This is a genomic window from Mesorhizobium hawassense, assembly GCF_003289945.1.
Taxonomy (GTDB): domain Bacteria; phylum Pseudomonadota; class Alphaproteobacteria; order Rhizobiales; family Rhizobiaceae; genus Mesorhizobium; species Mesorhizobium hawassense.
Genome location: NZ_QMBP01000004.1, coordinates 470,685 through 491,359 on the forward strand (window position 1 = coordinate 470,685; position 20,675 = coordinate 491,359).

General features: G+C 65.3%; 10 protein-coding genes. 4 read left to right on the forward strand and 6 right to left on the reverse strand.

Annotation, left to right across the window (positions count from 1 at the left end):
- Positions 1-111: 111 nt before the first annotated feature.
- From DPM33_RS12340 to DPM33_RS12355, 4 genes are all read left to right on the forward strand, one after another.
- Entirely contained in the window at positions 112-1,404 is a 1,293-nt protein-coding gene (locus tag DPM33_RS12340) for an NAD(P)/FAD-dependent oxidoreductase (RefSeq protein WP_112097683.1), read from the forward strand.
- Positions 1,405-1,431: 27 nt separating this feature from the next.
- On the forward strand, positions 1,432-1,635 hold the full coding sequence (locus DPM33_RS12345; RefSeq protein ID WP_112097684.1) for a YgaP family membrane protein: 204 nt from the start codon (positions 1,432-1,434) through the stop codon (positions 1,633-1,635).
- Positions 1,636-1,717: 82 nt separating this feature from the next.
- Entirely contained in the window at positions 1,718-2,728 is a 1,011-nt protein-coding gene (locus DPM33_RS12350) for an efflux RND transporter periplasmic adaptor subunit (RefSeq protein WP_112097685.1), read from the forward strand.
- Positions 2,725-5,928: an efflux RND transporter permease subunit gene (locus DPM33_RS12355; RefSeq protein WP_112097686.1), complete on the forward strand. Its 3,204-nt coding sequence runs from the start codon at positions 2,725-2,727 to the stop codon at positions 5,926-5,928. The genes DPM33_RS12350 and DPM33_RS12355 overlap by 4 nt, the downstream gene beginning before the upstream one ends.
- A 571-nt stretch (positions 5,929-6,499) precedes the next feature.
- On the opposite strand, the gene DPM33_RS12360 is transcribed toward DPM33_RS12355, so the two are convergent.
- The 6 genes from DPM33_RS12360 to DPM33_RS37420 form a co-directional block, all read right to left on the reverse strand.
- Positions 6,500-8,230, reverse strand: a complete 1,731-nt coding sequence (locus DPM33_RS12360) for an SEL1-like repeat protein (protein WP_112097687.1) — start codon at positions 8,228-8,230, stop codon at positions 6,500-6,502.
- A gap of 24 nt (positions 8,231-8,254) precedes the next feature.
- On the reverse strand, positions 8,255-9,610 hold the full coding sequence (locus tag DPM33_RS12365; RefSeq protein WP_245442097.1) for an HlyD family type I secretion periplasmic adaptor subunit: 1,356 nt from the start codon (positions 9,608-9,610) through the stop codon (positions 8,255-8,257).
- A gap of 67 nt (positions 9,611-9,677) precedes the next feature.
- Complete coding sequence (locus DPM33_RS12370; RefSeq protein WP_245442098.1) at positions 9,678-12,008, reverse strand: peptidase domain-containing ABC transporter; 2,331 nt, start codon at positions 12,006-12,008, stop codon at positions 9,678-9,680.
- Between the two features lie 190 nt (positions 12,009-12,198).
- Entirely contained in the window at positions 12,199-15,969 is a 3,771-nt protein-coding gene (locus DPM33_RS37415; protein WP_112097690.1) for a DUF4347 domain-containing protein, read from the reverse strand.
- 93 nt (positions 15,970-16,062) lie between these two features.
- Positions 16,063-16,362: a hypothetical protein gene (locus DPM33_RS12380; protein WP_146770230.1), complete on the reverse strand. Its 300-nt coding sequence runs from the start codon at positions 16,360-16,362 to the stop codon at positions 16,063-16,065.
- A 780-nt stretch (positions 16,363-17,142) separates the two neighbouring features.
- The coding region (locus DPM33_RS37420; RefSeq protein ID WP_483466565.1) for a collagen-like domain-containing protein at positions 17,143-20,675 on the reverse strand (3,533 nt) is incomplete at its 5' end.

Below are 20,675 nucleotides of genomic sequence, written 5' to 3' on the forward strand. Positions count from 1 at the left end.
GCGGTCACCTTACAGCCGCGCCGTCGCGTTTGGAAATTGAGCCCGATCAAAGCGGAAATGCGGCTTCCCGCTCACGATGCTGCGGAAAGCCGAACCAAAGGGAGGATCATCATGTCCCACGTTGTCGTCCTCGGAGCAGGTCTCGGCGGCACGATCATGGCGTACGAAATGCGCGATAAGCTGCGCAGCGAGGATCGGCTGACTGTCGTCACCCTCGGCACATCCTATTCCTTTGTACCTTCCAATCCCTGGGTGGCGGTTGGTTGGCGGGAGCGAGACGACGTCACCGTCGATCTGACGGATACCTTCAAGCGGCGCGGCATCGCGTTGCGGCCTGAAGGCGCGAGGAAGGTGCATCCGCAGGGAAACCGCATCGAACTCAACGATGGCTCCTTCGTCGACTACGACTATCTGATCATCGCGACCGGCCCCGACCTCGCCTTCGATGAGGTGCCGGGTCTCGGGCCAGCCGGCCATACGCAGTCCATCTGCCAGATCGACCATGCCGTCGCCACGCGGGCGAAGTTCGAGGAACTGGTCCGCAAGCCCGGGCCGATCGTCGTGGGCGCGATCCAGGGCGCGTCCTGCTACGGCCCGGCCTATGAATTCGCCTTCATCCTCGACACCGCGTTGCGCAAGGCCAGGGTGCGCGACCGCGTGCCGATGACCTTCGTGACGCCGGAGCCCTATATCGGCCATCTCGGACTCGACGGGGTCGGCGACACCAAGGGCCTGCTCGAAAGCGCCATGCGCGATCGCCACATCAAGTGGATCACCAACGCCAAGGTGGCTTCGGTCGACGCCGACATGATGCATGTCGAGGAAGTCAATGAGGACGGGACGACCAAAGCCAAGCACGACCTGCCCTTCGCCTTCTCGATGATGCTGCCTGCCTTCCGCGGCGTTCCGGCGCTGATGGGGATCGAGGGTCTTGTCAATCCGCGCGGTTTCGTCACCATCGACAAGCACCAGCGCAACCAGGCCCATCCCAACGTCTTCGCGATCGGCGTCTGCGTCGCCATTCCGCCGGTCGGCAAGACGCCGCTTGCCGTCGGCGTTCCCAAGACCGGCTTCATGATCGAATCCATGGTCACGGCCACAGCCGAGAACATCGGCGCGCTGCTGCGCGGCGCGGAACCCAGGGCCGTCGCCACCTGGAACGCGGTCTGCCTCGCTGATTTCGGCGATGAGGGCATAGCCTTCGTCGCGCAGCCGCAGATCCCTCCCCGCAACGTCAACTGGTCCTCGCAGGGCAAATGGGTCCATGCGGCGAAGGTCGGGTTCGAGAAGTACTTCCTGCACAAGGTGCGGCAGGGAAAGAGCGAGACCTTCTACGAGGGGCTGGCGCTCGACGTCCTGGGCATCAAGAAACTCAAGGCCATCCACATAGAGCCGGCCGAATAGCCCGGCGACATTTTGGAGAAAAGGATCATGACGATAGACAAGGCAGTTCTCATGTTTGCGGGCTTCGTGGTGCTGATATCGCTCACGCTCGGCATCTACTATTCGCCCTACTGGTTCCTGCTGACGGCATTCGCCGGGCTCAACATGCTGCAGGCCTCGATCACGGGCTTCTGCCCGGCAGCGATGGTCTTCAAGAAGCTCGGCTGTAAGCCGGGCGCAGCGTTCAAGTAACGGCAGGTCATCGAGCAACGGCCGCTAGCCGGGAGGCGGCTCAGTCGCTCCCTGTCCATTTCAACCGACCGAGATTAGCGCAATGAGATCCCTGCAATCGGCCCTGGCGAAGATTCTTCTGATCGGTTCCGCCGGCTTCCTCGCGGTTGATGCCCGCGGCGCCGAATTCATCGTCAAGGCCTCCACCGTCACGGAGATGAAGGCGGTGTATGGCCAGGTGGAGAGCCGCAGCGTGCTGCCGGCAAGAGCCAGGATCTCGGGAACCGTCGCTTCCGTCCGAGTCTCGGAGGGTTCCCAGGTAGGCAAGGGCGACGTGATCGCCACGGTGGTGGATGACAAGCTCGCCTTGCAGCTCAGAGCCGCCGACGCCAAGATCGCGGCGCTGAATTCGCAACTCGATAGCGCCCGCACCGATCTGCAGCGCGCGCAGGATCTGCTGGCCAAGGGTGCCGCCGCGCAAAGCCGGGTCGACGCCGCGAAGACGCAGTTCGATGTCGTCACGAACCAGCTGGCGGCCGCGATGGCCGAGAAGGCGGTCATCGAGCAAAGCGCAAAGGAAGGTGATGTCCTCGCTCCGGCCGACGGCCGGGTGCTGACGGTTCCTGTGGCGGCCGGCTCGGTGATCATGGCGGGCGAACCCCTCGCGCGGGTAGCGTCGGGCCAGTATTATCTGCGACTGTCCTTGCCGGAACGGCATGCCGTCGAGATCACGGAAGGCGCCCGAGTCGACATCGGCGAACGTGGCACGGGCACCAATGCCGGCTTCGTCAAGGCTGGCGAAGGGCAGGTCGCCAAGGTCTATCCCGAGATCGAGAACGGTCGTGTGATTGCCGACGTGGAAGTCGCCGACATCGGGACCTATTTCGTCAACGAGCGCACGCTCGTGTCCATACCGGTCGCCAAAAGGACCGTGCTTGGTGTTCCGCCCGAGGCACTCAGGATCGTACACGGCATAGACTATGTCACGGTTGAGACGGCGGACGGCGCGCTCGAGGTCGCGGTCGTGCTGGGCGCGACGTTCCAGGACGCCGGCCACCCGCGCGTCGAGATCCTGAGTGGTCTCGCCGACGGCGACAAGGTCGTCCTGCCATGAAGCTCGGCATCGCCGGCTGGCTTACCCGGTCCTTCATCGCATCGCCGCTGACGCCCCTGTTCCTGCTGGCCGCGCTGGCGCTTGGGCTTGTGGCACTGATGACGCTGCCGCGCGAGGAAGAGCCGCAGATTTCCGTGCCCATGGTCGATATCCACGTGTCCGCGAACGGCCTGAAGGCCGAGGATGCCGTCAAGCTCGTGACCGAGCCGCTAGAGACGATCATAAAAGGCATAGACGGCGTGGAGCATGTCTACTCCCAAACCAGCGATGACGGCGCGCTGGTGACCGCTCGCTTCAAGGTCGGCACCAGTTCGGACGCCGCGATCCTGCGCATCCACGAAAAGGTGCGCGCCAACATGGATCGAATCCCTGTCGGCATCCCGGAGCCGCTGATCGTCGGGCGCGGCATCGACGACGTGGCCATAGTGGTGGTGACGCTCACGCCGGCGCCACAAGCGGCTGCACGCTACGCTTCGGCGGACCTGACACGTCTTGCGCATGAACTGCAGGTCGAGGTCGCAAAGCTTCCCGATATCGGGCTCACCTACATCGTCGGGGAGCAGCCGGAAGAGATCCAGGTCGAGCCAGACCCGGAAAAGCTCTCGCTGGATGGTATCACGCTGCAGCAATTGACGGGCAAGATCGCGGGCGCCAACCGCTCTTTCCAGATCGGCACCGTGCGCGACCAGGGCAGTCAGCGTGTGTTGGTGGCCGGCCAGACGCTGCAGGCTTTGTCCGACATCGGCAACCTTTTGCTGACGGCTCGCGACGGCCGGCCGGTCTATATCCGCGACGTCGCCAGCATCGTGCTCGCGACGTCGCCGGCGGAGAACCGCGTCACCAACATCGCCAAGTCCGACTCCGGTCTGGTGCGCACGCCGGCCGTGTCGGTGGCGATCGCGAAGCGACCGGGCACCAACGCCGTCGTCATCTCGGATACGATCGTGAAGCGTCTCGAGCAGGTGCGCGGCCAGATCTTCCCGAAAGACGTCGAGATGCGCGTGACGCGCAACTACGGCGAGACGGCCAATGAGAAGGCGAACGAACTGCTCTTCCATCTGGGCCTGGCGACCGTCTCCATCGTGCTCCTGGTCGCCGTCGCCATCGGCTGGCGGGAAGCGCTGGTGGTGGCCGTGGTGATACCCACGACGATCCTGCTGACCATGTTCGCATCGCGCGTCATGGGCTACACGCTGAACCGCGTCAGCCTGTTCGCCTTGATCTTCTCCATCGGCATCCTCGTCGACGACGCGATCGTGGTCATCGAGAACATCGCGCGCCACTGGCTGATGGACGATGGACGCTCGCGCGCCCAGGCGGCGATCGATGCGGTCGGCGAGGTCGGCAATCCCACGATCGTGGCGACGCTGACCGTGGTTGCGGCGTTGCTTCCCATGCTGTTCGTCTCCGGCCTCATGGGTCCCTATATGAGCCCGATCCCGGCCAACGCCTCGGCCGCGATGCTGTTCTCCTTCTTCGTCGCGGTGATGGTGACGCCGTGGCTGATGATGAAATTCAGTGGGAAGGCCGGCGCGCATCACCATGCCGGCAGCAGCCATGGCGGTGTCCTTGGACGGGTCTACGTCGCGGCGGCGCGGCCGATCCTGAAGTCGCGTTTCCGGGCGTGGGCCTTCCTCCTGGTTGTTGGCATTGCCACGATTGGGTCCATGGCGCTGCTCTACACCAAGCACGTGACGGTCAAGCTTCTGCCCTTCGACAACAAGACCGAACTCCAAATTGTGGCGGACCTGCCCAGGGGCTCCTCGGTCGAGGACACTGACCGGCTGCTGCAGTCTGCCGTGAACCGTCTGGCCTCGGTGCCAGAAGTGGTTTCGTTCCAGACCTACGCAGGCGCCTCCGCGCCTTTCAACTTCAACGGCCTCGTGCGGCACTACTACCTGCGATCGAGCCCAGAACAGGGCGACATCGCCGTCAACCTGTTCGCCAAGGGAGACCGCAGCCGCGCCAGCCATGCCATTGCGCTCGACTTGCGCGATCGCTTGAAGGGAATGGCGATGCCGGAGGGCACGGTCCTCAAGGTGGTCGAGCCACCGCCCGGACCGCCGGTGCTCGGCACGCTGCTGGCCGAGATCTACGGCCCGGACGCCGAGACCCGCCGTGCGGTCGCGGCCAAGGTGCGCGAGACCTTCCTCAGCATCCCGTTTATCGTCGACGTCGACGACAATTTCCACAACCAGCCGGAACGGCTCCGGCTTTCGATCGACCAGGACAACCTGGAATATTACAAGGTCGAGCAGGCGGATGTGTACGACACGCTGAGCTATCTCTACGGCGGAACCACGGTCGGCTACTCGCACCGGAGCGGCGGACGCCTGCCGATACCGATCCGTATTGCTTTGTCCAAGACCAACGGGGTAGTCGACCAACGCGCCCTGGCGACGCCGGTGGCCGCCAACGCCCTGCCCGGCGCGCGCGACGTTGTCGAGCTCGGCGACGTCGTGCGGGTGAGCCGAGAGCGGGCCTCCTATCCGATCTTCCGCCACAACGGGCGCCCGGCCGAGATGGTGATGGGCGAACTGGCCGGCGCGTTCGAGGCGCCCGTCTACGGCATGCTTGCCGTGGACGACGCGATCGCCAAGGCGGACTGGAGCAACGTCCCGAAGCCGGCGATCGCCCTGCACGGCCAGCCGGACGACGAATCCAAGCCTACCCTGTTGTGGGACGGCGAGTGGGAGGTGACCTGGGTGACGTTCCGCGACATGGGCGCCGCCTTCATGGTGGCCATCCTCGGCATCTACATCCTCGTCGTCGCACAGTTCGGATCGTTCAAGCTGCCGCTGGTCATCCTGACCCCGATCCCGCTGACGCTGATCGGCATCATGCTCGGCCACTGGGCGTTCGCCGCGCCCTTCACGGCCACCTCGATGATAGGCTTCATCGCGCTAGCCGGCATCATCGTTCGCAATTCGATCCTGCTGGTCGACTTCATCCGTCATACGCGAGGCGAGGATCGTGCGTTGCTCGAAGTGCTGCTCGAGGCCGGTGCTATCCGCTTCAAGCCGATCCTGCTCACAGCCTTGGCGGCGATGATCGGCGCCGCGGTCATCCTGACCGACCCGATCTTCCAGGGGTTGGCGATCTCGCTGCTGTTCGGCCTCGCCTCCTCGACGCTGCTGACGGTCCTCGTCATTCCGGCGATCTACATTGCATTGAGAACAAATGTGTCGAAATCCCAATAGAGTTGTTTGCGATCATCATAGTCTCATGCCGGCGCTGCCGGCTTGCCGGCTCGGCGCAGCCGCCTGCCATGCAGGATCAATTTATTGGGCAGGCGACGCGGCCGCCAACTCAAATCCGGGCTCAACGTTCCAGACAAGGCATCGGGGCTGCATGCGCGGACCATCGGACGGAAGCATCTGTCACGCGATCCGAAGATCCAGGATAGATGCATCCCTTGGAGTGGGGGGCTCCAGTCAGCCAGGGAGACAGTGTCTCGTGTACTAGCCAAGCCGACATGCCGTGAATTTGGTGGGCCCGGAGGACGTATTTAAGTACATTGATTTTATTTACGTTTTCATGGGCGCAGATTGAGAATCTTCCCGTATCGTCCCGTATGGTTCCGCGACCCACTCAGCCCGAATCCAATACTTCATGGGCACTACTCGCGTTTGGCAGATGGGGCTCCATGCCATCAAGGGCTCGTCGTGCCAATATCAAGCGTAAGGGGGCAGTTCGCTACATCTCCAGAACCCACACGGTCCCCATGGGCACAAACCACATTTGATCAGGCTTGAAATCAATGGAACGTTATCAAGCCAAATCGATCTCGGCCAACTCGTCGGCGGCCTCGTTGACGCCTTGAGCAGCTGCCCGCTCGAGCCAAGTGCGGGCAGCGGCGGGATCGCGCTCACCGGCGGTACCCTTGGAGAGATAACGCCCCAGCATCAGTTGCGCGTGTCCATGTCCACCCTCTGCTGCGGCCACAAACCATTTCTGTGCCGCCTTATGGTCGAAAGACAGGCCTTGGCCAGACTCGTACAGGGCGCCGAGCGCGAACATCGCCCCAACATGACCAGCGAGAGCCGCTCGCTCGAACAACCGCGCCGCCACCGCAGGTTCTGCTGAGCCACCTCGTCCGTTGAGCAGCATTTCCCCAAGGGCAGCCTGCGCGTCCGGAAAGCCGGCTTGGGCCGCCCGCTTGTACCACAGACGAGCCTGCTTTGGGTCCGGCGCAACACCGCGTCCGTCTTGCAGGGCTCGCGCGTACATATACTGGGCCTCGGGAACCCCCTCGGCGGCGCGCCTCAACCATTGCGCCGCTTGTGTCTCGTCTTGGCTCACGCCGACGCCGTTGGCAAAACAGAGCCCTAGATTGAACGCCGCAACCAGGTCGCCTGCAGATGCAGCCGCCGAAAACCAGCGGGCAACGCTTGCACGGTCGACCGGTTCGCCCGCCCCTTCAAGAACGAGATTTGCGAGGTCGGTTCGTGCCTCCAGGTTTCCGCTTTCGGCGGCCGCTCGGAGCCAGCGGGCACCCTCCTCCGAATCCTGCGCTACACCGTTTCCGGTAAGATACAGGGAGGCCAGCGCTCGGGACGCAGCTTGATGACCGGCCCCCGCCGCCTTCCGATACCATGCTGCAGCCTCTACGAAGTCCTGTCTCCCGCCTTGCACGTAACGTTCGCCCAGAAGATACGCTGCCTCGCCGTTGCCCGCGAGCGCGGCACGGCGCATCCACGCTTCGCCGGCATCCGGGTCGGGTTCGACAAGTCCGCCCTCGATCAGCGCCAGCCCCAGTCGGAACTGAGCTGCGGTCAAGCCTCCTTCCGCGGCCTCCTGATAGAGCCGGGTGGCTTCGGGCAGATTGCGTTCCACGCCTATCCCCTGCTCATTCAGCACGGCCAGGAGATAGATTGCGGTCGGCAAGCCGGCGGCGGCGGCCTGCCGAACGGCGCCCACAATCATGCCTCGTTTGGCAGGATCACCAAGCCGCGCGAGCGAAAGGGCTAGCCCGAGAGCCCCCTCGGCAGAGCCGCCGGCAGCCGATTTCTCGTACCAATGAAGTGCAGCATCTGCGTCGCGCATCTGCTCTGGACCGCTGGTGTGGATATAGCCAAGGATGGCTTGCCCTGCTGCGGACCCTGCCGCAGCTGCTTTCTCCGCAACGGCAAGCGCGGCTGCAAAGTCCGGCTCGCCGGTGGAGTCGCGCTGGAACAGGCGTTGTGACTGAACGCCCGGTTCATCTTCCGCCGACGCAAGCCCACTCACGTAAAGGGCGGCCAGAAGCGATTGCGCTTCCACGTTCCCGTGCTCGGCCGCCCGCTTGAGCCAGCGCGCGCCCTCCGACCGACTGGCAGGCACACCTGTTCCTTCGAGGTAGCTCCGAGCGACTCGATACTCCGCCTCGACGATGCCGGCGCGAGCCGCGACGCTCATCAGCGCAAAAGCTTCGGCGGCCCTGCCATTGTCGGCAAGTTTGATCGCCCGGCGAAAGGCGACCGCCGGGGAAGCTATGCTTGCCAGCCGATCAAATATCGCCATCAGTCGAAAACCTGCTGCCGGCCATCACGGCTCCCGCATCGCTTCCTGGCTGACAGGGAGCATCGCGCCGAGGATGTACTTCAGCACGGTTCTCTGGCCGACTTTGACATCGGCTGTGACCGGCATACCGGGCGTAACCGCAAAACCGGCTGGCACGCCATGCAGGGCAACCTGATCGAGGGAAATCCGCGTCCGATAGAAAGGCTCGGATGGAAGCATGGCCAGCGAGTTGTTCGGATCCCGCGCCTGCTCCTGCGCTGAAAATGAATCCGGGCTCAGTGCCCGTACCGTCCCGTGGGCGAGACCGTATTGCGAATAAGGGAAGGTATCGAACTTGATGACGACCGGATCGCCGACATGCACGAAGCCACTGCTTCGCCCGACGATGTTCGTCTCGATCTCGAGCGGCGCGTCAGCCGGCACCAGCGTGAAGAAGCGCTCACCCGATTGCAGGACCGAACCGACCGAAACTTTCGCCACCGATTGAACGATGGCATCCGACTCGCTCTTCAGCTCGACCAGCTGTTTGCGGAGCTTCGCCTTATTCAGCAGTTCGCGGGCATCGGACATCCGCGCGCTCGCCTCCGAAAGGCTCTGAGAAACTTCGGCCCGCCAGCCCTGAATGAAACTGTCGCGATCTGCTGCCACCGCGGCCTGCTGGCGTTTGGCGGCTTCCGCGGTCTGCTCGGCGTTGCTGAGCGCCCTCGACATCTCCGCGCTGTTGTCTTCGGCCAGCAGCGTGTTGAGACGACTCCCCACCTGCCTCGCTTCGAGTTGCTTGCGCATCTGCTCGATCGAAGCCGCGACGGCCAGGCGCTGGCGGTAGCCGTCTGCGTCCGACTGCGATCGCGAGATGACCGAGGTCAGTTCATCGTGCTGGCGGTCGAAGTTCTCGACCTTTGCGTCATAGACGGCCTTGCGGCGTTCGAATATCGACGCCTGCAGGGTCCAACTGGGATCCAGGCCATCGTAGCTGAATGCCTGGCCCGCCGCCTCAGCCTTCAATCGGGCCACCTCTGCCTCGAGCGTCGACACTTGCGTAGCCAGTGCAGCAAGGTCCGCCGATGCGAAGGTGGCGTCCAGCCGAGCCAGTATCTGCCCAGCCTTGACGCGCTGTCCCTCGCGCACCTCAATCGAGCGGACAATCGCCGTCTCGAGCGGCTGCACGACGATGTTCGGCGATTGCGAAACCACGAGCCCGCGCGTTGTCACCACCTGGTCGACCGGTATCAGCCATGCGAGCACGATCAGCGCAACGACAAGGCTGAAAGTGATCCATACGATGCTGCGCGCTACCAAGGGTATGGGCGCATTGGCGATAGCAGTCGACGGCCATTGAAACTCGAGTATTGCCGGAGTCGTCGGGTCAGGGCTCTTCATGCGCCAACGCGAAGATGGAGCTGTGAGAGAAGTGCTGCTCATCGGTTGACCGGTCCTTGAGACATGCTCATATCAACCTGGGCGGTACGACGGTGGGGCGAGCGCCTCGTCCATCGAGATGCCGGTTTTGTTGCGACCACAGCTGGCGATACACGGAGCATCGCTCGAGCAGCGTCGCATGCGGCGCGACGTCGAGCACCTTGCCCTGGTCCATGACGAGAATCTGGTCGCACTCGGTCAGCGAGGCAAGACGATGCGAGACGATGATCATCGTGCGGCCGCTGGCGATGCGCATCAGGTTGGCGTTGACCACGGCTTCGCTCTCCGGGTCGAGCGCGCTGGTCGCCTCGTCGAGGATGAGGATCGTCGGATCGTGAATGAGAGCACGCGCAATGGCCAGGCGCTGCTTCTGGCCTCCGGACAGATTGGGCGAGCCTTCCTCTATGTAGGTATCGTAGCCGTTGGGCATCCGTTCGATGAATTCCTCGGCGCCGGCAAGATGCGCGGCGCGCATCGCATCCGAGAGCGTAAGGCCGCTGCGGCCGGCGATGATGTTGTCACGAATCGAACCGCGGAACAGGAAGTTGTCCTGCAGCACCACGCCGAGCCCCCTGCGCAGATGACGCAAGTTGATCTCCTTGAGATCGACCCCATCGAGTTTGAGGAAGCCGGTATAGTCACGGTTGATGCCTTGCAGGAGGCGCGCGATGGTCGACTTTCCCGACCCGCTGCGTCCCACGATCCCGAACATGGTGCCGGCGGGGACGTCGAAGCTCACACGATCGAGCGCGGGCGTCTTGGTGCCGGTGTAGCTGAAGCTCAGGTCGCTGAACGTGATCCGTCCGCGCAGCTTTGGCCTTAGGCCGACGGCGTTCGAGCTCGTTTCCGACGGCCGGTTGAGCACCGAGGCGACCTCGCCGATCGCCGCCCCGACCTCCTCATAATCCTCGACCAATCGCGCCAGCCCGACCAGTGGCTGCGCGACGCGCTGGGATATCATCATGAATGCGAACAGGCCGCCGACCATGTAGCCCGAGCTGTCGTTCATCGCCAGATAGGCGCCGATGAGCATGGTGCCGAGCACCATCACCCGCTCGATCGGCGTGACCAGTGTCTGCGGCCAATTGGCAAGCCGCCCAAACGCCAGGCGCGCTTTTCCCGCTTCCGCCACCCGGTCGTCCCAAAGCGCCTTGCGCTGAGGCTCCAGGCCAAGCGCCTTGACGGTCTTGATCCCTACGACGGTTTCACCGATCGCGGCCGACTTCCAGGTCTCGGCCTCGACCACTTGCTTGTATCTGCCGCGTAGGGGCTTGAGGAAGGCCAGGATGATCAGCATGATCACGACGGCGCAGGCGACCACGATCCAGGCGAGCGTGCTGTTGACATAGAACATCACCGGCACCAGCACGCAAAGCGTGATCAAATCCAAAAGCGTGCTCAGCAGCTTTCCCGTCATGAACTCGCGGATGCGATAGATCTGAGCGAGATGGTACATCGTCTCGCCGGCCGGATGTCGTTCGAAATAGTCGAGCGGCAGCCGCAGGAGCCGGCCAAAAACATGCAGCTGCAGCTTCGTATCCAAGCGTGCGCCGACGACATTGATGATCAAGCGCCGCGCGTGGCCAAGCAGCGTCTCGTAGGCGAACACGACGCCAATGATCGCCGACAGCAGCACCAGCGTCGACATGCTGTTGAACTGCAGCACCTTGTTGACAACCGTCATGACGATGAGCGGTGGCAGGATCGTCAGGACGCTGAGCGTGACGGACGCGATGCCAATGTCGCGCAACGGCCGGCCTTCGAGCCGCACGAGTTCCGCCAGCCATTTGAGAGTGAATGGCGCATCGGCCGGAATGTAGGAGCGGGCCGCACGCAAGAGCACGGCTTCGCCGGTCCACACCTGCGACAGCCGCAACTCATCGATTGCGACGGGGCCTTCCGCTTCAGGCGCATCGACGCTTTTGAGGAGGACCACGTTCCGTTCGGCGCTGGCTCCGGCGAGAATTACGGCACCACCGTCGCTGAGCAGAAGGACGACAGGTCCAGCGTCGTGAAAGCGCAACAGATGGGACCAGCGTATGCGCACGGCACGCGACCACATGCCGGCGTTGCCAGCCCATTCGGACAGGTCCGCCGCGGTCACGCTGGCGCCTTTGAAATCGTTCGGATCGAGCTCCACGCCGTGATAGCGGGCGGCTCGCAGCATCGCCCTCAGCCGAGGGTTCAAATGGTCGATCTCGGCCGGGCCGCCTGGGACGAAAACTGCTGCCCTGCTCGCGGTCGCCTTGGCGACGCCGGCATCGGCTTCGACAGGCACCGGAACAGCCTTGATCCCAGGATTCGAGGGCACGCTCACCATGAACTCTTCTTCCAGCACGCAAACGAGTGTCAGGGGCATCCTCAACCGGGACGCTTAGCCCAAGGCACCCGCAACTTCCTTATACCCCGAGCGGGCCGTCCTTGCGACTCTCGCAACTCCACTTACTTCCACATGGTGAACGCGCGGGCCGTCCTTTGAAGAGCCCGCGCGTTCCATGTTCCGTCTTGAGCCGGCGGCTGTCCTTTAGCCGCCGGTCGGCATTTCGTTCTTACCCTTGCGGCTTCAGGAGATCCTTCAGGATCGACTTGGCCGTCTGATCGCTGTCGGTATGGCCCACGCCGGGCTTGGTCGTATCCAGATTCGGGTCGTTGCTTGCGCCGCCGCCCTTGCCTTGGTTGTTGCCAAACCCGCTGACCTTGCCGAGGGCGCCCAGAAGATCGGTCGCAACCGACCCGCCGGCCATCCCGACGAGGGAACGCAGCGACGTGTAGTCGCCATTGCCGCCGCCATTGCCTCCAGAACCGGACGACAGGAACTGCGTGGTGTCCTTGAGACCAAGTGTGCTGGCCGTGACATTGGCCTTGTTGCCGCCTCCGTTTCCGTTGCCCTGGCCACCGGCAGAGTTGCCCTGGCCATTGTGCGCGCCATTGTCACCATTGTTGTGGTCGCCGGAGTTGCCAGGCGCGGGCTGCTCGCCATTGCCGTGCCCGTTATTGCCCTGCTGACCGCCGTGATCGCCGGTTCCACCGCCTGAGCCGGTGGGGCCGGTAGACCCGGTCGGACCGGCCGAACCGGTAGCCCCGGTAGCGCCTGTAGCACCCGTCGAACCAGTTGCCCCGGTCGAGCCGGTGGCACCCGTGGCTCCAGTTGCGCCGGTGGCACCTGTTGCTCCGGTATCACCGGTTGCTCCTGTTGCGCCCGTGGCGCCGGTTGCTCCAGTTGCGCCGGTCGCACCTGTGGCACCGGTAGCACCCGTCGAGCCAGTTGCCCCTGTGGCTCCAGTCGCGCCGGTGGCACCTGTTGCTCCTGTTGCGCCCGTGGCGCCGGTTGCTCCAGTTGCGCCGGTCGCACCTGTGGCACCGGTAGCACCCGTCGAGCCAGTTGCCCCTGTGGCTCCAGTCGCGCCGGTGGCACCTGTTGCTCCGGTATCACCGGTTGCTCCCGTCGCGCCCGTGGCGCCCGTGGCGCCGGTTGCTCCGGTATCGCCGGTCGCACCTGTGGCACCGGTTGCGCCAGTTGCGCCAGTTGCACCTGTCGAGCCTGTGGCACCCGTCGAGCCGGTTGCGCCGGTCGAACCCGTGGCACCGGTTGCTCCAGTGGCACCCGTCGAGCCAGTCGCACCCGTCGAGCCCGTGGCACCCGTGGCGCCAGTAGCACCTGTCGAGCCGGTTGCTCCAGTCGAGCCCGTAGCGCCGGTTGCTCCGGTAGCACCTGTCGAGCCGGTTGCGCCGGTCGAACCTGTGGCACCGGTTGCTCCAGTATCACCCGTCGCACCCGTCGAGCCGGTTGCTCCGGTCGAGCCCGTGGCTCCCGTCGAGCCGGTAGCTCCAGTTGCGCCAGTGGCACCCGTGTCACCGGTTGCGCCCGTCGCTCCAGTGGCGCCGGTCGCTCCCGTGTCGCCGGTTGCTCCGGTCGAACCCGTGGCACCGGTTGCTCCGGTAGCACCCGTCGAGCCTGTGGCGCCGGTCGCACCGGTGGCGCCCGTGTCGCCGGTCGCACCTGTGGCACCGGTCGCACCTGTCGAGCCAGTCGCGCCGGTTGCACCCGTGGCGCCGGTCGAGCCTGTGGCTCCCGTCGAGCCGGTAGCTCCAGTTGCACCGGTGGCACCCGTGTCACCAGTTGCGCCCGTTGCTCCAGTGGCGCCGGTCGCTCCCGTGTCGCCGGTTGAACCCGTAGCGCCTGTTGCTCCAGTGGCACCCGTCGAGCCTATGGTTCCAGTCGCACCGGTGGCGCCCGTGTCGCCGGTTGCACCTGTGGCGCCGGTAGCACCTGTCGAGCCGGTGGCGCCGGTGGAACCCGTGGCGCCTGTTGCGCCAGTCGAGCCTGTGTCGCCAGTTGCTCCGGTCGCGCCTGTGGCACCTGTCGAACCCGTAGCTCCCGTCGAGCCGGTTGCGCCAGTGGCACCCGTGGCACCGGTTGCTCCGGTCGCGCCAGTTGCACCCGTTGCTCCGGTATCACCCGTCGCACCCGTCGAGCCAGTGGCACCCGTCGAACCGGTAGCTCCAGTTGCACCGGTGGCACCCGTGTCACCAGTTGCGCCCGTTGCTCCAGTGGCGCCGGTCGCTCCCGTGTCGCCGGTTGCGCCGGTCGAACCCGTGGCGCCTGTTGCTCCAGTGGCACCCGTCGAGCCTGTGGTTCCAGTCGCACCGGTGGCGCCCGTGTCGCCGGTTGCACCTGTGGCGCCGGTAGCACCTGTCGAGCCGGTGGCGCCGGTGGAACCCGTGGCGCCTGTTGCGCCAGTCGAGCCTGTGTCGCCAGTTGCTCCGGTCGCGCCTGTGGCACCTGTCGAACCCGTAGCTCCCGTCGAGCCGGTTGCGCCAGTGGCACCCGTGGCACCGGTTGCTCCGGTCGCGCCAGTTGCACCCGTTGCTCCGGTATCACCTGTCGCACCCGTCGAGCCAGTGGCACCCGTCGAACCGGTAGCTCCAGTTGCACCGCTGGCGCCCGTGTCGCCAGTTGCGCCGGTCGAGCCAGTGGCACCGGTCGCACCCGTGGCTCCTGTCGAGCCCGTTGCTCCGGAGGCGCCGGTCGCGCCTGTGGCACCCGACGAGCCCGTGGCGCCAGTCGCACCAGTGGCGCCCGTGTCGCCAGTTGCTCCAGTTGCGCCGGTGGCACCGGTCGAGCCAGTTGCACCGGTAGAACCGGTTGCGCCACTCGCGCCCGTAGCGCCCGTGTCACCGGTTGCGCCTGTAGCGCCGGTTGCACCCGTGGCGCCAGTCGCGCCCGACGAACCGGTTGCGCCGGTTGAGCCGGTGGCGCCAGTTGCACCGGTAGCTCCGGTGGAGCCGGTTGCGCCGCTCGCACCCGTTGCACCGGTCGCACCCGTGGCTCCCGTCGCGCCTGTCGCACCCGTGGCGCCTGTCGCACCCGTCGGGCCTGTAGAGCCCGTCGGTCCAGTCGGGCCGGGAGAGCCGCCGGCCGCTACAGTTATGGTGCCCCCAGCAAAGTGATTGCCATCATTGCCCGGCCCAAATTCGTTGATTTGCGTGGTGACGAAAGAATAAGTCGGTGGGTTGGTCGGTTGGACCCCCGGGGTACCGGGGTCGGCGTCGATAGGAGTAAGAGTGCCGTATAGGTGAAAGCCGGAGTCGTAAATGAGATAGGTATGAGTGACGTCCGGAACTGTAATAGTTGCCGAAAAGGTTGGAACCTTTCCGTTGTCTGCGGATGGGAGGTTAAAGCTACCAACGACTGTGTCGTCAGTATTACCAACTGTACCGTTTGTATCGACAAGATAGTACGTATTAATATTGTTTCCGTTACCAGAAGTTATAAGCCCAGTAAGTGTCAGATCGCCCGATGTTGCGAGCACACCAGTGAAACTTGCTACACCATGCGCACTCAGCGGAGGCAAAGGCGCGGAGGCTCCAGCCTGTGCGGATAGTTTCCAGGTGCCGCCCAAGGCGGGTGCGCCAACCAGCGATCTGGATGCGCTGACGTCTGCGACGATTGCCTCTTCCAGCGCCGCTACGAAGGCCTCGCCTACAACCCCTGATGCCGTCGCGCAGCTCCACAGCCGCAGCTCGCCGTCGGCGGCAAGCGCCTCGCCGATTGCCGCGAAATCCTTGGGAGATTGCTTCACCGTGGCGGCAGACCACGCGCCGGCGGTGAATTGAATCCGTCCTGGCGCTCCGTGGGCCATGACGTGGACAGCCTCGAGTCCGCTATGGCCTGCGAGTGCGGCGGCGATCTGCCGCGCGACCGGTTGCACGCCGTCGAGCACGACCGCTCGAACTTCGGATCTCAGATTACCGAGAACGGTCTCTATGTCAGAGATTGACGGATCCACAAAGAGAATTTCAGAGGCGCGGGCGGCCATGACTGGCTCCTGTTGGCTTCAAATTAATTCAGCAAAAAAGCGCTCACAGGGCTGTTCGGCGAGCGTCGCGGACGTGAAGTGCGGGGACGGCGGTCATCGCCCGACCGGGCCGACGGCGCCGGTGGGGACCTCCACGCGCAGGAAGCTTGCGACCTCGAATTTGCCGCCGTCCTCGAACGTGCCGATGGCGAACGAACCGGCAGTGCTTGGGACTTTCACGGTAATGGCGACGGCCAGGCTCCGTTTGACCGCCTTGGGGAGTATCACTTGGCCGACGATCGCGGCCTTGGCCTCGTCCACAATGAAATAGGTTTCATTGTCGGTCGTATCGCCGATCGGCAGGATGCCCCGGACAGTGACTTCCATGGCGCCAAACCCTGCTGTGTAGCTCATCAATCTCTCCTAAAGTGGCAGCGGCCGTACCGCGCTTGCGACGACGAGACCATTCTCATCGCCTGGCCGGGTCGAACCCGCATCAGTCATTTTTTGTGTGGAGACGCCCTCCGGCGCTGGCGCGTTTCTGCAGCGCCATGGGCCGACATATCGGCCCCAGAAATGTTGCCGGCGAAGCTCGCCAGCGGATCAATCGGGAGTTCGGCGAAGGCCAGATCGGCTCGGTTCGCGCACGACGTCACACGATACATAACGCACTCCACCCCAAGGCCGCCGATAGACCATCGACGGCTCTCGCCAACTCCCGCAAATGAAACCTATCCGTCGCACCCAGACAGGTATGGACGCCACCGAAAGAGTCGCGTCGAACGTAACTCCACAGTAATCCGCAACCCGGCAACCACGGGCCATAACGGGTATGTAAAAGTTACCATATTAGTGAATTAGAAAATTATTGATTTGTAAACGTTGAATCGAGGATTTGTTAACGAATTTGCAACTCCTGGTTAGGCGCAAACGACCTGGAAGAAATCGAGGATCCACAAAAACAGAGCCATCGCAAAGGCTTAGTCGAGAGCAATGTTCTCGGGCGGTCTCGCAGATGTGATGGAGCCAGCTATCTGGGCGAGCGGCGACGCGGGCAAAGGTCGGCACGGCGCGTCATATTCCCGTATGCGTTCGCTATGAAGAACGCGCGGGACGCTTTTCGCGAAGCCCGCGCGTTCCATGTTCCGTCCTTGAACCGGCGGCTATCCGTTGCCGCCGGTTCCGTGACCCTGTTCATCCATTCGGCTTCAGGAAATCCTTCAGGATCGACTTCACCGTATGGTCTGTGTCGGCTTGACCCGCGCCGAACTTGGTCGTGTCCAGCGTCGGATCGTTCTTCGCTCCGCCACCTTGATCGTGGGTGTTGCCAAATCCCTTGATCTTGTTCAGTGCGTTAAGGAGATCGGTCGCAACCGAGCTGGACGCCAGGCCAACCAGGTAGCGCAGCGACGTATGATCGCCGCCGCCATTGTTGCCGGAGCCGGACGACAGGAACTGCGTCTTGTCCTTCAGCCCCAGGGTGGTCGTCGTGACCTTGCTGGACTTTAAGGTCGAGGCCGCGGAAACGCTGGTCGTGGTCGGTGCGATAGTGCTTTGATGACCACTTGACGGTCCAGTCGGACCAGCAGGTCCAGTCGGCCCGGTCGGGCCAGCAGGTCCGGTCGCGCCCTTGGGCCCGGTTGCGCCGGTCGAGCCAGTCGCTCCGGTCGCACCTGTCGCCCCGGTCGAGCCCTTCGGTCCGGTGTCGCCCTTGGGTCCGGTCGAGCCGGTTGCGCCGGTCGCTCCGGTCGCACCCGTCGCCCCGGTCGAGCCCTTGGGTCCGGTGTCGCCCTTCGGTCCGGTCGAGCCGGTTGCGCCGGTCGCTCCGGTCGCACCTGTCGCCCCGGTCGAGCCCTTGGGTCCGGTGTCGCCCTTCGGTCCGGTCGAGCCGGTTGCGCCGGTCGCTCCGGTCGCACCTGTCGCCCCGGTCGAGCCCTTGGGTCCGGTGTCGCCCTTCGGCCCGGTCGCTCCGGTTGCGCCGGTCGCTCCGGTCGCACCTGTCGCCCCGGTCGAGCCCTTGGGTCCGGTGTCGCCCTTCGGCCCGGTCGCTCCGGTTGCGCCGGTCGCGCCGGTCGCACCTGTCGCCCCGGTCGAGCCCTTGGGTCCGGTGTCGCCCTTGGGTCCGGTCGAGCCGGTTGCGCCGGTCGCTCCGGTCGCACCCGTGGCGCCGGTCGCACCCGTGGCGCCGGTCGAGCCCTTGGGTCCGGTGTCGCCCTTCGGCCCTGTAGATCCGGTCGAACCGGTGGCTCCCGTGGCTCCGGTCGCACCTGTCGAGCCGGTGGCTCCCGTGGAACCGGTAGCGCCCGTATGACCAGTTGCGCCGGTGGAACCTGTGGCCCCCGTTGCCCCGGTCGACCCGGTAGCGCCAGTCGCCCCCGTAGCGCCGGTCGCACCGGCAGCACCCGTGGCTCCGGTATTACCGGTTGCACCCGTTGCACCTGTTGCACCGGTAGCGCCTGTAGCCCCGGTATCGCCAGTGGCGCCGGTCGCGCCTGTTGCTCCAGTCGAGCCCGTTGCGCCAGGATCGCCGGTCGCACCTGTTGCTCCGGTGTCGCCAGTCGCGCCGGTGGCACCCGTAGCTCCGGTCGAACCGGTTGCTCCGGTATCGCCAGTCGCGCCTGTAGCGCCCGTTGCTCCGGTGTCGCCAGTCGCACCCGTGGCACCCGTCGCTCCGGTATCGCCAGTCGCGCCCGTGGCACCAGTTGCTCCGGTGTCGCCGGTGGCACCGGTGGCGCCTGTAGCACCCGTGGAACCAGTAGCGCCGGTATCGCCCGTTGCGCCGGTCGCACCAGTTGCTCCGGTGTCGCCAGTCGCGCCTGTGGCACCAGTTGCTCCAGTATCGCCAGTCGCGCCCGTGGCGCCTGTTGCGCCGGTGGCACCCGTGGCTCCGGTCTCGCCGGTCGCACCCGTCGCCCCGGTATCGCCAGTCGCACCTGTGGCGCCCGTTGCGCCGGTGGCACCAGTTGCTCCGGTATCGCCAGTCGCACCCGTAGCACCCGTTGCTCCGGTATCGCCGGTCGCACCTGTGGCACCTGTTGCACCCGTGGCGCCTGTCGCACCGGTGGCACCAGTCGCTCCGGTATCGCCAGTCGCGCCGGTAGCACCAGTGGCCCCAGTATCACCAGTCGCACCCGTGGCACCAGTTGCTCCGGTATCGCCAGTCGCACCCGTGGCGCCCGTCGCGCCCGTGGCGCCTGTCGCGCCTGTGGCACCAGTTGCTCCGGTGTCGCCAGTAGCACCGGTCGCGCCCGTTGCTCCGGTGTCGCCGGTCGCACCGGTGGCACCTGTTGCGCCAGTGGCACCTGTCGCTCCAGTCGAGCCGGTAGCGCCCGTGTCACCCGTCGCGCCGGTGGAACCAGTAGCACCGGTATCGCCCGTTGCGCCGGTAGCGCCAGTTGCTCCGGTGTCGCCAGTCGCACCCGTAGCGCCGGTGGCACCAGTTGCTCCGGTATCGCCGGTCGCACCCGTGGCGCCTGTTGCGCCAGTGGCACCTGTCGCTCCAGTCGAGCCGGTAGCGCCCGTGTCACCCGTCGCGCCGGTGGAACCAGTAGCACCGGTATCGCCCGTTGCGCCGGTAGCGCCAGTTGCTCCGGTGTCGCCAGTCGCACCCGTAGCGCCGGTGGCACCAGTTGCTCCGGTGTCGCCAGTCGCACCCGTAGCGCCGGTGGCACCAGTTGCTCCGGTATCGCCGGTCGCACCCGTGGCGCCTGTTGCGCCGGTGGCACCTGTCGCTCCGGTATCGCCAGTCGCACCAGTGGCACCCGTGGCCCCTGTATCGCCAGTCGCGCCAGTAGCACCCGTTGCACCGGTCGCACCGGTGGCTCCGGTGTCGCCTGTTGCGCCGGTAGCGCCTGTAGCACCCGTGGAACCAGTAGCACCGGTATCGCCGGTCGCACCCGTCGCACCAGTTGCACCCGTGGCACCAGTTGCTCCGGTATCGCCAGTCGCACCCGTGGCGCCTGTTGCGCCCGTCGCACCCGTGGCGCCTGTTGCGCCGGTGGCACCAGTTGCTCCGGTATCGCCAGTCGCACCGGTGGCACCCGTTGCGCCGGTGTCGCCGGTCGCGCCAGTGGCGCCTGTTGCGCCGGTGGCACCTGTTGCTCCGGTCGAGCCGGTGGCGCCCGTATCACCCGTTGCGCCAGTGGCACCCGTAGCTCCGGTGTCGCCAGTCGCACCAGTCGCACCAGTCGCGCCTGTTGCGCCGGTGGCACCTGTTGCTCCGGTCGAGCCGGTGGCGCCCGTATCACCCGTGGCGCCGGTCGCACCCGTGGCTCCGGTGTCGCCGGTTGCACCTGTAGCGCCTGTTGCGCCGGTGTCGCCAGTCGCACCCGTAGCGCCTGTTGCGCCGGTGGCACCCGTGGCTCCGGTATCGCCGGTCGCACCGGTAGCGCCAGTTGCACCGGTGGCACCCGTGGCTCCGGTGTCGCCAGTCGCACCCGTTGCGCCAGTTGCACCGGTGGCACCCGTGGCTCCGGTATCGCCAGTCGCGCCCGTGGCGCCTGTTGCGCCAGTCGCACCCGTGGCTCCGGTATCGCCAGTCGCGCCCGTGGCGCCCGTTGCGCCGGTAGCACCCGTCGCTCCGGTGTCGCCAGTCGCACCCGTGGCGCCCGTTGCACCGGTAGCGCCAGTTGCCCCGGTATCGCCCGTCGCGCCGGTCGCACCCGTAGCTCCGGTATCGCCGGTCGCGCCCGTGGCGCCCGTTGCGCCGGTTGCACCAGTTGCGCCGG

Coding starts and splice junctions, on each gene's coding strand:
- DPM33_RS12340 (WP_112097683.1), top strand. CDS start 112: ATGTCCCACGTTGTCGTCCTCGGAGCAGGTCTCGGCGGCACGATCATG.
- DPM33_RS12345 (WP_112097684.1), top strand. CDS start 1,432: ATGACGATAGACAAGGCAGTTCTCATGTTTGCGGGCTTCGTGGTGCTG.
- DPM33_RS12350 (WP_112097685.1), top strand. CDS start 1,718: ATGAGATCCCTGCAATCGGCCCTGGCGAAGATTCTTCTGATCGGTTCC.
- DPM33_RS12355 (WP_112097686.1), top strand. CDS start 2,725: ATGAAGCTCGGCATCGCCGGCTGGCTTACCCGGTCCTTCATCGCATCG.
- DPM33_RS12360 (WP_112097687.1), bottom strand. CDS start 8,230: ATGGCGATATTTGATCGGCTGGCAAGCATAGCTTCCCCGGCGGTCGCC.
- DPM33_RS12365 (WP_245442097.1), bottom strand. CDS start 9,610: ATGAAGAGCCCTGACCCGACGACTCCGGCAATACTCGAGTTTCAATGG.
- DPM33_RS12370 (WP_245442098.1), bottom strand. CDS start 12,008: ATGCCCCTGACACTCGTTTGCGTGCTGGAAGAAGAGTTCATGGTGAGC.
- DPM33_RS37415 (WP_112097690.1), bottom strand. CDS start 15,969: ATGGCCGCCCGCGCCTCTGAAATTCTCTTTGTGGATCCGTCAATCTCT.
- DPM33_RS12380 (WP_146770230.1), bottom strand. CDS start 16,362: ATGAGCTACACAGCAGGGTTTGGCGCCATGGAAGTCACTGTCCGGGGC.